This is a genomic window from Bacteriovorax sp. BSW11_IV (assembly GCF_000447755.1).
Classification (GTDB): Bacteria; Bdellovibrionota; Bacteriovoracia; order Bacteriovoracales; family Bacteriovoracaceae; genus BSW11-IV.
Window position 1 is genome coordinate 16,262 of the sequence record NZ_AUNE01000031.1, and the last position, 14,014, is coordinate 30,275.

At 36.4% G+C, this 14,014-nt stretch carries 11 protein-coding genes and 1 pseudogene; 4 read left to right on the forward strand and 8 right to left on the reverse strand.

The window, feature by feature from the left end; all coding sequences use genetic code 11:
- Positions 1-4 precede the first annotated feature (4 nt).
- Positions 5-1,984: a serine/threonine protein kinase gene (locus M899_RS17705; protein ID WP_021271125.1), complete on the forward strand. Its 1,980-nt coding sequence runs from the start codon at positions 5-7 to the stop codon at positions 1,982-1,984.
- Here M899_RS17705 and M899_RS09040 read toward each other — a convergent pair.
- From M899_RS09040 to M899_RS09065, 6 genes are all read right to left on the reverse strand, one after another.
- Positions 1,981-2,847: a pyruvate, water dikinase regulatory protein gene (locus tag M899_RS09040; protein WP_021271122.1), complete on the reverse strand. Its 867-nt coding sequence runs from the start codon at positions 2,845-2,847 to the stop codon at positions 1,981-1,983. The genes M899_RS17705 and M899_RS09040 overlap by 4 nt on opposite strands.
- 70 nt (positions 2,848-2,917) lie before the next feature.
- Positions 2,918-3,880 (reverse strand): tRNA (adenosine(37)-N6)-dimethylallyltransferase MiaA, encoded by a 963-nt coding sequence (miaA, locus tag M899_RS09045; RefSeq protein ID WP_021271129.1) that lies wholly within the window; start codon positions 3,878-3,880, stop codon positions 2,918-2,920.
- A 1-nt stretch (position 3,881) separates the two neighbouring features.
- The gene (mutL, locus tag M899_RS09050; RefSeq protein WP_021271127.1) at positions 3,882-5,627 is read right to left on the reverse strand and encodes a DNA mismatch repair endonuclease MutL; all 1,746 of its coding nucleotides are present in this window, start codon (positions 5,625-5,627) and stop codon (positions 3,882-3,884) included.
- On the reverse strand, positions 5,627-6,532 hold the full coding sequence (locus M899_RS09055; RefSeq protein WP_021271138.1) for a GGDEF domain-containing protein: 906 nt from the start codon (positions 6,530-6,532) through the stop codon (positions 5,627-5,629). Before M899_RS09055 ends, mutL begins: the two co-directional genes overlap by 1 nt.
- 105 nt (positions 6,533-6,637) lie before the next feature.
- Positions 6,638-7,888 carry a glucose-6-phosphate isomerase gene (locus M899_RS09060; RefSeq protein WP_021271119.1) on the reverse strand — a complete coding sequence of 417 codons (1,251 nt, stop codon included), beginning with the start codon at positions 7,886-7,888 and terminating at the stop codon, positions 6,638-6,640.
- Between the two features lie 8 nt (positions 7,889-7,896).
- A complete protein-coding gene (locus tag M899_RS09065) occupies positions 7,897-9,030 on the reverse strand; it encodes an acyl-CoA dehydrogenase family protein (protein ID WP_021271123.1) in 1,134 nt (377 codons plus the stop codon).
- Between the two features lie 246 nt (positions 9,031-9,276).
- Between M899_RS09065 and M899_RS18385 the strand changes: the two genes are divergently transcribed.
- Positions 9,277-9,453, forward strand: a complete 177-nt coding sequence (locus M899_RS18385; protein ID WP_021271135.1) for a hypothetical protein — start codon at positions 9,277-9,279, stop codon at positions 9,451-9,453.
- Here the strand turns inward: M899_RS18385 and M899_RS09070 are convergent.
- Positions 9,447-10,346: an SDR family NAD(P)-dependent oxidoreductase gene (locus tag M899_RS09070; protein WP_021271132.1), complete on the reverse strand. Its 900-nt coding sequence runs from the start codon at positions 10,344-10,346 to the stop codon at positions 9,447-9,449. The two genes, M899_RS18385 and M899_RS09070, sit on opposite strands and share 7 nt — an antisense overlap.
- 9 nt (positions 10,347-10,355) lie before the next feature.
- Positions 10,356-11,984, reverse strand: a complete 1,629-nt coding sequence (locus tag M899_RS09075) for a S8 family serine peptidase (protein ID WP_021271126.1) — start codon at positions 11,982-11,984, stop codon at positions 10,356-10,358.
- 345 nt (positions 11,985-12,329) lie between these two features.
- On the opposite strand from M899_RS09075, the gene M899_RS09080 reads away from it, so the two are divergent.
- Together M899_RS09080 and M899_RS18390 are read left to right on the forward strand one after the other, a co-directional pair.
- Positions 12,330-13,529 carry a hypothetical protein gene (locus M899_RS09080; RefSeq protein ID WP_021271128.1) on the forward strand — a complete coding sequence of 400 codons (1,200 nt, stop codon included), beginning with the start codon at positions 12,330-12,332 and terminating at the stop codon, positions 13,527-13,529.
- 18 nt (positions 13,530-13,547) lie between these two features.
- Positions 13,548-14,014: pseudogene (locus tag M899_RS18390) on the forward strand (hypothetical protein); the annotation flags it as partial.

The following is a 14,014-nucleotide window of genomic DNA, read 5'->3' on the forward strand; positions in this document are numbered from 1 at the left end:
CGAAATGGCCGACGAAAAAGATAAATACGAATTATTTGGAAACTATTTGATTCTTGACCACATGGTAGATGGCGGGATGGCAAAGATTTGTCGTGCTTTCCAGCTTACTGAGCAAGAGTCAAGAGTTGTCGCCATTAAAATGGTTCAGCCACAATATTCAAAAGATGAATCATTCAAGCAAATGTTTAACGATGAAGTAAAACTAACGTTCCAGCTTCACCATCCAAATATTGTTCAAATTATTGATAGCGGTATGTACAACGAGCAACTTTTTGTCTCGATGGAGTACTGTGATGGAAGAAATTTAAAAGAATATTTGGACAAGCTTAAAAAGATTAAAGACGGTGAGTTTAAGGGATTTTTCCCTCCAGCAGTTGCTGCTCACGTTGTATCTGACGTGTGTTTTGCTCTTCAATATGCGCACAACTTTACTGATAAGCTAACTGGTAAAAAAGCAAATATCATTCACAGAGATATTTCACCACACAATATCATGCTTAACTTTGATGGTACTGTTAAGGTAATTGACTTTGGTATTGCAAAATCTGAAAAGAGCTCGGAAGCAACTCAAGCAGGAACCATTAAGGGGAAGCTTTCTTATCTTGCACCTGAGTATCTAGAAGGGCAGCAATTAGATCATCGCTATGACCAATTTGCTGTAGGGATTACCCTATGGGAGCTTTTAACAGGACAGAAACTTTTCAAAGCGGCCAACGACCTTGCTGTGTTGAAAAAGATTCAAGAATGTAAAATTATTCCTCCTTCAAAAATCAATCCAACAGTTCCACCAGAACTAGATTTGATTGTTTTAAAGGCATTGCAAAAGAATAGAGAAAAACGTTTCAAAGATATGCAAGACTTTGGGGATACTCTTAAAGTGTTTCTTTACAAACGCTATCCAAAATTCTCTAGTAAGCAAGTTGTTCAGGTTATTAATACTGTCTTCAAAGATGAAATTAAAAAAGATCGTGAAAAGCTATTTAGATTCGGAAAAATCGATATTAAGCAGTACTTAGAGATTATTCGCAGTGGTGCTCAAAAGCTTTCTGCGCCTTCTTCATCAAGTGCTAAAGAAAAGTCTCGTAAGCAAGAAGTTGTTCTTGATTTTGGTTTTGAGGAAGAAGATAAAACTTCATCATCTACGGTTTCACGTGCACTAAAGAGCAAGACGACAACTACGAAAAGTGATTCAGCTTCAAGATCAACTGAAGTTAAGGAACTTTTAGAGATAGATAAGACGACTACTGGTACTCAAAGAAAGAATCTATCGAATAAGACGAGAACTCAAATCAGACCTAAGGCCAAAAAAGGTGCTACGAGAGTCGCTCAAATTGAGAAAAAATCGAGTAGTAAAGTTCCTGTAATCGCGGCAGGTGTTGCACTTGCATTGGCCTTCAGTGGTTATAGATACTTCACAAGGCCAGCAGTTGAAACTACTGGAGAAGTTCAACCAGTTAAGTCCGAAGAAAATAATACAGGAAGAGTTCCTTCTGCTGAAAATGAAACAGCAAATGTTCTGCTTAAAGATATTGATAAGCAAAAGCATAGAGTTTTTGTAGATGGTGAAAGAGTTAATCCTGATATCCTTGGAATCATTAAAGTTCCTCGCAATAAAGAGATTGTAATTCGTGTTGAATCTACGGATAGAGAACATTTTATTTATAGAAATAAATTCACAGAAGCAGGTGGAAATGAAGTTACTATTCAAAGAACACCATTTGCTTATTTTGGATATCTAACAACTTCTAGAAGTTGTATTTATGGAAAATTGAATTTTGAACTGTTTGGTGAGCAAAGAGTTGAAAAACTTCCGATCTCTAATCGTTATGGAATCCGATTGGCCACAAATATTGATGAAAATGGTAGACCAGTTGCTAAGGACTATGTTCTTTACTATCAAAGAGATGGTGAAGATATAGAAAGAAAAACAACTGTTACTATTGAAGATGGTGTTAGTATCGATCTTTGTAAAAATCTAGATTAATCTTCTTGTTGCTCTCTTCTTTGTTGTTTAAAGATATTATTCTTTCTCATATTAATGAGTTTCATAATATCTGCAGCAGTTTCTTCGAGGGCCTTATCTGTTACATTAAATACTGGCCAGCGCTTATTCTCACTGAATAATGTGTTGGCCCATTCAATTTCTTCGATAACTTTTGCATGGTCGGCATAATCTCCATTATGAGATTCAGCTCCAAGTCTTGTTAGTCTATTACGACGAATACCCATTAAGGCCTCTGGATCAATTGTTAGTGCAAAGATTTTTCTTTGATCTACTTGATGCAATTCTTCTGGAAGAATTTGACCTTGAATGAGAGGGATATTAACAACTTTTAGACCGTGTTGGCATAGGTATACTGACAATGGTGTTTTTGAAGTTCTTGAAACACCAACAAGAATGACATCTGCAAGGTGTAGAGAATTTAGGTTTCTTCCATCATCATGATTAAGAGTAAATTCCATGGCCTCTACTCTTTTGTAATACTCATCATTCACTGCATGTAAAAGACCTGGTTGTGCTTTTGGTTCTTGTTCGAAGTAATTCGCAAAAGCAGTTAGGGCAGGACCAATAAGATCTAGTGCACGAACATGCTTTAATCTTGCTTGCTCACCGATAAAATCTCTTAGTTCAGATGTTACAACAGTATAGATAACAAGGTCGTGGTGGATGGCCGCTTCATCAAAGATCGCAATAATTTGATCTTTATCTCTTACATTTTTATAGCGAGTAAAATAAACATCACGCTCTGGAAATTGAGTCATAATTGCGCGTGACATTGCTGTCGCAGTTTCTCCAGTTCCATCTGAAATAATGATTACTTTTAAACGTTTTGTAAGCGGTGACATTGTTCGTCCTTATAATAGAATAAAATTCAGTTCTATTTTCTCATAAAATATGAGGATTCGTCATAATATTTTACTGCTTTATGTAAGCGAGGACTCGCTGTGCAATTTTTTCTTTGTCGCGTAGCGGGTGGAAAGTTTCTTTAGGTTGAATCTTCTTAAAGAAAGTTCGTTGTGATTTTGCAAGTTGTCTTGTTGAAATATTTAATCGCTCAAGACAATCTTCTAAATTTGAGTGAATTCCACGGATAAAGTCTAAACTTTCTTTGTATCCAATACTTTGAAGGGGGCGTTCTTCTCCGGTAAAACCAGACTCGAGAAGATCTTTGACCTCTCCAAGCAGGCCATCATCAAACATTTTTTGGCTACGTTTTTGAATGATTTTCCAATGCTCTTCTTTAGGAAGATCAAGATAGAGATGAAGGATATCCCAGTCAGGGTGAGCATTATTAGAAAAATCGTATGGGTCTTCTTTGTCCATCTTTTCTTTTTGATCAGAGATGGGAGTTCCGGTCATCTTGTGATGTTCTACAGCTCTAACGAGTCTATAGTGATCATTCACATGAAGATTATCAAGGGACTTTGGATCATGTTCTTTGAGATAACTTATGATGGCATCAATACCATTCTCTTTATAGAGTTTATCGACGTCATCTTTAATTTCTTGACTGGCCCCAACTGACTCATACATTCCTTTAACTAGAGCACGCAAATAAAACGCACTTCCTCCAACGAGGAAGACAATCTTATTTTTCATATGGAGTTCATTTATTTTATCTTCCGCAAGCTTTATGTAGTCCGAAGCATTCAGCGGATCATTAATTGAGCTAATATCAACAAGATGATGTTCAACGGCCTCAAGTTCATCTTGGGTCGGTTTCGCTGTTCCAATATTTAATTCTTTGTAGAAAAGAAGAGAATCAAAATTGATTACGGCAGCATCAATTTTTTGATCATTGAGAAGTTTTGCAAGAGCAATGCTCGTTGCTGTTTTTCCACTGGCCGTTGGTCCTGAAATAATAATGAGCTTATTCATATTATATAAAAAATCTTTCTAATAAATTATTGGTAATGTGAATCATTGCTTTATTTTCAAGAAAGTACGAGATTGGTAATTTCTTAAGAATAAGATTAATTTCATTTTCGATATCGTAGTTCGATGAAAACGAATATTTTTCTTTGAAAAATGTAATGAGGTCATCAAGCTCGGCCTTTTTAATAAGGTCGAGATTATCAAAAAGTGGTGATAGTGTTTCCCTGATAGGAAGATCGTTGAGATATGAAGGAATTGTTCTTAGAGCAATGACTTCGTCATCTAAACGATCAATTTCAAGTCCAAATTGAATTAGGTCATGAATTTTTTCTTCATGAGTCCCTTTCTCAACTTGGTATGGTTCGCTAATTAACAAGGGGGTTGTATCTGACTCTTGAGTAACTGGCCTATTTAAAAGATTGTAAGCAATAAAACTTCCAATCAACTTTCCAATGTTAACGAGGAAAAATTGATTGGTTTCACTTTTTGGAATAAGGGCAAAGTTAGAACTAAGTCTGATGAAACTTGAACTTGCTGAAGTTTTTACTGTAAACGGTGATTGATGATTATATAAGTCCGCACCGTCTGAATTTTGTAGATCAAGGGCCATCTTAAACGGCGTTTGATAAAAATCTCTTAAAGATTGTTCTCTTTGCTCAGAATCACTAAATAGATTGCGCTGTTCACTTTGAAGAGAGCTTAGTAAAGAGTTGGTGCTTCCTTGATATTGCTTTTTAAAATCTTCAATCCCTTTTTTTGTAGCGGCACTAACCAGGGAGAAGACTACGCTTGGTTTAAAGAATTTAACCTGAGTTTTATTGGGATGGACGTTAACATCGACAGCGCTAGGAGGAACTTTAATCATGACAAAGTAATGTCCTGTTTCACCTGCTGCCCAGAACTTTTCCATATTTCTGATCATCGTTTGATGGATTTGTCTGTCTGTGAATAGTCTTCCATTAATAAAAAGGTAGTGAGATTTCCCTGCGTTACCACGAGAAGAACTTACGCTTGTGTAACCATGAATTGAGTAGTCTTCATATTCTCCCGAAATACTTAGAAGTGAAGTTTCACTCTCAGGAGTACCTTTTTTAAAGAGAATATCTTTTACTCGTTTTTGCTCGTTATCAATTTGACCTTTATAAATTTCTTTCTCTTTGTCGTCCCATTTAATTGAAAAAGTAACTTCAGGATTTGAAAGTATGAAAGCGTAGAGGATCCTTTTTAAAGACCCTTTTTCTGAGGTTTTTGATTTTATAAATTTCAGGCGTGCAGGCGTATTGTAGAAAAGGTCTTTTATGTAAAGTGAAGTTCCATGCTTTGAGCTTTGGTAGGGTGTATGGGCAACTGTCTCTCCTGCGTGAATGACTATTTTTCCACCATTTTCAGGATTACCTTTGGGAATCGATGTACAGGTAATTCGAGCGATACTACTCATACTAGCAAGTGCTTCTCCTCTAAAACCGAAGCTAAAAAGAGAGTAGATATCTTCAAAGCGTTCAATCTTAGAAGTAGCATGTCTACAAAAAGCGTAGGGAAGGTCTTCGAAACTCATTCCTTCGCCATTGTCCTCGATACTTATAAGTTCAAGTCCATTGTCTCGTATTTGAATATCAATTTTAGTTGCACCAGCATCAAGAGAGTTCTCGATAACTTCTTTAATAATTGAGGCCGGACGTTCAATAACTTCTCCGGCCTTTATCTGATCAATTAAATGCTCTGGTAAGAGATGAATTTTTTTTGAAATCATTACGCCCTATAAAACTGTACTTGGTTTCTACCACCTTGCTTAGCTTTATATACAGCTTCATCGGCCCTTTTGAAAAGGTCTGTTCCTGTTTTTACTCCTTGGCGGTAATCAGCAACTCCAATTGAGGCCGTAACCGGAAGGATTTGGTTTTCATAAATAAATTTATGAGTTTCTAGCAGCTTACGCAAGCGTTCAGCAATTTCAAAAGATTGCTTTAAATTTGTTTTAGGCAGTAGGATAACAAACTCTTCTCCACCGTAACGAGCGAAGATATCGTTTTCACGAACACCAGTCTTTCTAATTAGTGCTGCAGCATCTTTTAGAACAAAGTCACCAGCATCGTGGCCGTAATTATCGTTTAACTTCTTAAAGTGGTCTAAGTCAAAAATAATAAGTGAAAGTGGATTACCTGTAACCATACACTTTTTCACTTCAAGTTCAATTTTGTCATTGAAGTATGTTTTATTATAACAACCTGTATGTTTGTCTGTGTTCGCCTCAAGATTTAACTTATCGTAAGTCAATCTCTCTGGATCACCCTTTGGTAGGTATTTAAGGGCAATGCTTCCAAGCTTAATGATGTCACCTTTTTTAATAATAGTGGCACCTTCAATCTTTTTGTTATTTAAGAAAGTTCCATTTTTTGAACCTGCATCTTCTAAAGCAAAGCCTTCAGCTGTCGTAGTTAGTTTGAAGTGTTGACGTGAGATTCCATTAAAGTCTAGCGTGATTTGTGAATCAGGACTTCTTCCGCAAATAGTAATATCTTCTTTTAAATCAAAGATCGTACCATTGAGTTCACCACCAACAACAAGGAGTGCCGCTGGCTTTTGTTCAGCTTCTTTTTCGGCCGAAGCTAGTGCGGATTTTATGTCTGTAAGAACAACTGTAGCATCATCGCTCATAATAAAAATTCCTTCTCTTTTTTGTCTTATTTAGATTCTGTATCAATGTTTTCGCTTAGATATGATTATATTTCTTATCGAACACTGACGTCCTAATTTTAGCTTTTATTGCGTTTTTTCTAGGAATTCGTACGCAAATATTTTTCCTGCCTCAACGCCTGGTTGATCAAAAGGATTTATTTGTAAATACGCTCCCATAAGTGCTGTGAGCGCCTCAAAATAAAGAACCATTGAGGCCAAGTGCATCTCATCTCTTTTACTTACTTTCATATGGATAAAAGGCCTTTCGGACTCTTTTAGCGCCTTTAGTGTACCATAGAACTCGGCCTTAATGAGCTGAGACAAGGATTTTGATCTTAAACGTTCAAAAGCTGGTCCCGCAAAAGGGGAGGCCAGAGAAAAATCATTTTCAAAATTCTCAACTTCCAACAGGATGAGGCACTTGTCGTAGGGACCTTCCATGAAAAGTTGCATCTGAGAATGCTGGTCTGTTGCTCCGTAGGCCGGAATGGGAGTAAGACCACTATGGATAATTTTACCATTTAGATTGGTCTTTTTACCTAAACTCTCGGCCCATAATTGAACAAACCAAAATGATAGTTCTTTCAGCTTAGAAGAGTAGGGCATAAGGACAGTTTGATTTACACCATTTTGCGCCAATGCATATAAAAAGTTACAACCATCTACTAAAGAATTATTTTCTTTTTTTAATAGCTCTTTTTTGTAGGCCATAGCACCAGTATAAAGATCATCTATATTTATCCCTGCAAATAGTGCAGGGAAGAGTCCTACAGGTGTAAGGGCGCTGAAGCGACCCCCGACATCACTTGGAATTTCTAGACATGTAATTTCTAGATTTTGTCCTAATTCTAAAAGGTCACTTTTAACTGGATCTGTAGCAAAGACAAAGTATTCCTTGAGTTCGTTTTCTTTTACACCAAGTTTTATTAACTCACTTGTGATGATGGCCAATGTGGCCATCGTTTCAGCAGTTCCACCCGATTTAGATACAAAGAAGAAGACGCATTCTTTAAGATTTAACTTCTTGATCTGAGCATTCATTTCATCTGGGTCAATATTATTAATGAGTGTGAATGGGAAATCATTTTTTGCGAGCCCTTTGATAAGCATTTCTGTTCCAAGAGCACTGCCTCCAATACCAACGTGAACAAAATGTTTTTTGTTCTTAAATTTTTGGAAAGTCTCTTTACACTTATCGAGCAAATCTTTTCTTTCAAATAAACGGACAAATCCAAATCTTTCGTCATTTATAATAGAAGTAAACATATCAAGTGCATCACTCGTTGAGTGCTGCGCTTGAATTTTGTCTTTAGAAAAGAAATCAAATGAAATCATAGTCATTCCTAATTAGAGAACTCTTTCTTTAAACATCTTGCGATGACAACTTTTTGGATTTGATTTGTACCTTCTACAATTTGTAGAACTTTCGCATCTCTCATAAAGCGTTCAACAGGATATTCGCTAGTGTAACCAACGCCACCAAAAATTTGAACAGCATCAGTTGTTACTTTCATCGCAGTATCTGTAGCCTTCATTTTTGCCATACACGCTAATTTTTGATTTGGAATTCCTTCATCATAGAGTCTGGCCGCTTCTTTAACTAAGTAGCGAGATGATTCAACTTCACAGGCCATATCGGCCATCATGAATTGCAAACCTTGGAAGTTAAAAATTTCTTGATTGAACTGCTTTCTCTCAAGTGAGTATTTAACAGATTCTGCTAGCGCCCTATCTGAGAGACCAACGGCAACTGAACCAATTGTGATTCTCCCCTTATCAAGTGCGGCCATGGCCACAGTGAAGCCCATTCCTTCTGCTTTAAGAAGATTTTCTGCGGGAACAAAACAGTTTTCAAAAACAAGTTCACGAGTAGGAGAGACTTTCCAACCCATTTTCTTTTCTTTTTTGCCGTAACTGAACCCATCCATTCCATCGCGAACGATGAAAGCAGAAATACCTTTTGGTCCTTCTTCTCCAGTTCTTGCCATTACAATATAAGTTTTCGCGACACCACCAGAAGTGATCCACATTTTTGTTCCGTTAAGAACATAACCACCTTCAACTTTTTTTGCTGTTGTTTTCAAACCAGCAGCATCCGAACCTGAGTGAGATTCAGAAAGAGCGAAAGCACCAATTTCTTCTCCACTCGCGAGAGCAGGTAGATATTTTTGTTTTTGATCTTCGTTTCCAAATTCATTAAGAATCGCCTGAACCATTGATGAAACAGAAATAGTAACAGCATATGAAACAGAGTATTTTGCGATTTCACCAAGGGCCACACAAAGATCTTGATAACCAAGCCCCATTCCACCGTAATCTTCTGCTGTCGTTATTCCTGTGAAACCTAAACTTCCAAGTTCATTAAAAATTTCCATACGAAAATTTTCAGCATGATCATCATGTTCCATATGGGGCTCAATTGAGGCCTTACAATATTTTTCAAGTTGAGCTCTTAGCTCTTGTTGTAGTTCGTTCACAGCGCACTCCAGCTTGTTAAAGTGTGTGGTTTAAATAAGTTAAGTGAATAAATTTATCAATAAACAAAGGTTTAGCCAAGGCGCACCCCTAGAGAGAAGAACAAACTTTTAAATCTTAAGTTATTGATTTTATACAGGCAACCATTTGATAAACTCAATTTATGGGCCCATAGTCATTTTTTATTTCAAAACCTGACCTAGATCAGCTTAAAATAGTAAGTAACGATGCTGCAGGGAGGTAAGCCAGTGTTTAAAACGAAGTACCTTGAAAAAATTCATCACGAACCCATGCACGAACCATTAAGCGAAGATTCGGTAATTGATTCCTTTCCATTTGTTCTTTTTGTTCTGTTTATTGGCGTGTTTGTATTGTTTCATGATGTGATTAATCCCATCATCTTTGGACTCATTGGCCCTCAGTAGTCCAAATAGTCTTTGATTAATTCGATAAAGGCATTGCGTGTCTTTTCGGATTCTCTAGTCCAGAAGAAGGGATAGAGATTTTTCTTCTTTCTATCAAACCAAAACTTTCCACTGTGAATGAGCTGACCTTTTGAGACAAGCCACAATAGTGTGTCTGCGCCTTGATCAGCAGTTCTTAGTCTATTTTTAAATTTCTCATAAAACTTCGGCATAGCTTCACAAAGAGCAGGCGTATCCACCCAGCCTGGATGTGAAGTGCTAAAAGTAAATTGCGAGAACCTCATACTTAAGTACTCACTTAAAATACTTTGTGCTCGTTTTGCATTCGCGTATGAGCTTAATTTGTTGTACGGATTTTTTTTCCAAGTTAAATCCGACAAATCAAGCTTTTTTAAAAGGAGTCCACCCGAACTATTAAAGTGAAATGCACACTCTTCATTGGCCTTATTTTGTTTGATAATTTGCTTAATTAAAATAAGGTGCCCGATAACTTGCGAACCAAAAATCGCATCATACTTATCTTTGACAAGTGTTAAATCACTTGGCATGGCGCCAGCATTACATACGACATAGTCTAGTGAAGGCATGGCACTAACAATTTGTTCAATGCTATCTAGATCGCATAAATCTAGTGAAATGAAATGAATGCCTTGTTCTTTGAGGCCACTAGTTTGAAACTTCTCTGGATTTCGTCCTGTGACAAAGACAGTTCCACCTAGTTTATTAAGAGATTGAGCGAGACTTTTCCCAATACCGGATGTACCGCCTGTAATAAGAATAGTTCTGTGTTTGATGTATTCATCTGAGATTTTTTTAAAATGTTTTTGATGCCTCATAAAACCAGAGGCATCGAAAGAGCGGCTAATTGTTAAATCTAATATTGTATCCCACATATTGTGAGATTATAGCAAAAGTCTTTTCGTCCAGATAGTAAAGAGTTTGTCAAAGTATTGTTCGCTGGCCTTTTCCTCTCCAAGAAGCATTCCCGGAGTTGCATAGAGGGTTTTTACGATTTCTTTAACGTCACTTTTTCCGAGACTTAATTCTTTGGCAAAGGCCATGGCCCTTCTTGGAAAGGCCATTCCTCCAGATGTGCATTCCAGTGGTGAGTCAATATTTGGAATATAGGCCGAAAAAAGTAATGCTTTTTTAATGTCAGAATGACTGAGTTCAGGGAATTGATTTTTAATTTTCACTGCAAGATTTAATAGCCATGGTGTGGCCATAGACGTACCAGTATGTGAGATTAGGCCGCCACCAAGTGAGGCCGCTTTGATTTTAGTTCCTGGTGCAAAGATATCAACATTGATAGTTCCTATATTTGAATAATCAGCAACTTCATATGCAGTAACGTTCTCTTCTTTAAAGTCATCGGAATTAATTGCGCCAATAACAATGATATTTTCAAAGTTAAAGGCAGCGGGGTAGTTACCTTGCTTGCCGTGTTGAACTGTTTTTCCGAAATCGTTACCCGCCGCCGCAAAGAATAAAGTGTCTTGATTTACTTTTATTAGATTTTGAAGTTCGAAATAAGACTTTTTAGGAATCATCTGGGTAATCCAGTTTGGAATTCCAAAGCTCATATTAACAAATTCAATTTTTTCATTAGCAATATAATTAGACACTCTTTTAAGAAAAGGGGCTTCGCCATATTCACCCGTAAATGGGTAAAGTGCGACATTATCGACATCTTTCACCATAATATGACCAACGTGTGTGCCGTGTGACATTGGGTAATGCTCTTGTTTTGGCTTGATCGATTCAATAGGAAGACCGACTTGGTCAATTGATTGTAATCCAATATAATCGTCTATCTCACCATTGCCATCATTATCGATTCCATCGATGGGATCATTTTCATTTACCGCTAATTTATAGGCCAAATCAATATGATTCTGATCTAGCCCAGAGTCAACTAGAGCAACTTTAATTCGATCTTTTCTTTGAATATTTTGTATCTTTGTTTCTCTATTTGGATCCTGAGCATAAATCTTTTCAAGGTCGAAGTTCTCTTGATGAGAATAAGTACCCAGAAGGAGATTTGTTTTTTGACTGTAAACTTTAAATCCTAGTGCTTTGTCTGATTGATCGGAGCTTTGATCATAATTATATTTAATTATAATATCTTCATTATTAAGAGGTGAGTTTAGCTCTCTTTTTGTAATCTGTTCTTTGTTATTTAAGTAATCGACATAAATTAATTTTAAGCGATCCTCTTTATCATAATGAAAGCTTCTGATAATTTTTTTATTCTCATTTTCAACTTTATAAGTATTGTGAAAAATAACTCGCTTATCAACGAGGTGTAGTAGTTTTTCGGTATAAATTTTAGGAGACATCGAATGAACTGTAATGGTTCTTTCAAAAGTTGGAACCCCATCTAAATCTTCAATTGTTTTCGATGTGCTAATATTTTCAAAATTTGAAACTTGAACAAGTGAATTAAAAGCCTGTGGAAAAAATGGACTTTTCGTTTCAGCATACGTGATAAGACTTGTAAGGGTCAGAGTCGTGACCAATATGAATTTCATTTCATCTCCAATTTATTTGGTAGGCCATGCTATCAATTTTTTAATTAATCAATGAATGGTTTTGAAAAATAAATAGTGGCGACCAAATTCTAGACACGAGAAAACTATTAGTTACTACGTATATTTCTCAGATTTGTTGGAATTATTTATAAACAACTTAAGATTAGGGATGTGAAATCAATAGGTTGCGCTTGTGCAACTCAATTGTGTTGTTTTCACAGAAATGTTTGTTTATACAGAGAATTGCCACGCTTCATATGATAGTTTTTTCAGCAATTTACAGAATTGTCTAAACGAAATTTTTTTTAAAAGACTTATGAAAAATTAACTGTTACAAGTCGCAGCATGAAAAATTGCGTTATTTTATTTCTAGTTTTATTCAGCACGAGTATTTGGGCCGATGTTTGGGAGAGTAAAGATGAGTGGACTCCTGAGCACGAACTCAAATATCAACAATGGATTGAGAATGATTACCACCGTAGGATATTTTCAAATCCAGAGAGCCCTTACTATGGTGTTCTAACTGATTGTGCAGATGTCGCTTACGCGGCCAGAATTATTTTTTCATTTGAAAATAAACTGCCATTTAAAATTAAAAATCCTGAAAGAAAAGGGCTTTTTGCTTCTTTCTATATTTCTAATAAGCAAAATACTTTTGATAAATTAAAAAATGAAATTGATAGAGTTAAGGCCTTCATAAATAAGGTTGCTGTTCACTCTGGTACATATAACCTTGCAAAAAATGATACGTTTCCAATTGCAATTAAAGATATTAAGCCAGGGGATCTTTATATTACTCAGTATAACGGAATCAAGCACGCATACGTTGTCAAAAAGATTTATACTTCAGGTGTAATGGATCTTTATTATTCGACTCTACCAAGAGTCGTGCGTGAAATTAAATTTCATAGAGGTATACCTCTTTTTACTTTTTCTGAAGCGCCATGGGGATTTAGAAGATTTAAAAACCCTGAGCAGTTAAATGTTCCAGAAAAAGAAATCCCTGGTTTTTCTTTGGAACAATACGAATTATTGAAAAAATATGGTCCAGAAAGAGTCCTTAGTGAAATTTCAAATTTGCTAAGACAAGAAGAAGAAGGACTTGAAGGCAAAGTTATGAGATTGATTGAGAACTTATGTCGATCGATGGAAGATCGTTTGGACTCAGTTAATCGTTCAATTGAATATGTTAATAGCATAAATGGTCGATGTGTTAACATGGCCGAGTATCACAACTATTCAACACCTGGGTTGGATAACAGAATAATTAAGCAAGTTAAAATTTTAGAAAAATTTTGGAAAAGTATTTCTGAAAGTTCAAAAGAAGTTCACTTAGTTTCAAATGTTGAATCAGCACTTAATAAACTTATTTTTAATGAATATGAAAATTCAGTTCTTCTATGTGAAGGACAAGATAGGAAATATGACCCGATTGAATTTTATTTTAAGTTCAATGAAGGGATGATTTCACCGCATCCAAATGCTAGTTTCAATTCGCGTTGGGGTGATGAAAGTTTTAATTCAGATTGTCAGGTTTTCAATTAAATATTGGAGGGGAGAGAGATGAAAGTAAATGCATTTGTAAAATGTCTCGTTGCAGGTGCCTTATTAGTTTCAGCAGATGCTTTTGCTGCTAAGACGAATAATGGTCAATCAAGTGTAACGTCACAAAATTCAGGTAAAGGAAATGGGAACGGAAACACAAGTGGCAACCCAAATGGTGGCGGCCAAGGTTCTGGGACACAAAATGAGAATCCTGCCTCAGGAACTCAAACACAACATGATAATCCCAACCCAAATGGAAATCACAATACAGGCAACAGCGGAAATGGTGTTGGAAATAACTGTACAGGTAACCAAGGGAATACTTCGTCAGTAGGTTGTGCGGCCGGTGGAAATACTGGTGGCTCTAATGGCGGAAATGGAAGCAATGGTTCTAATGGGAACAATGGTTCTAACGGAAACAATGGTTCTAATGGGAACAATGGTTCTAACGGAAACAATGGTTCTAATGGGAACAATGGTTCTAA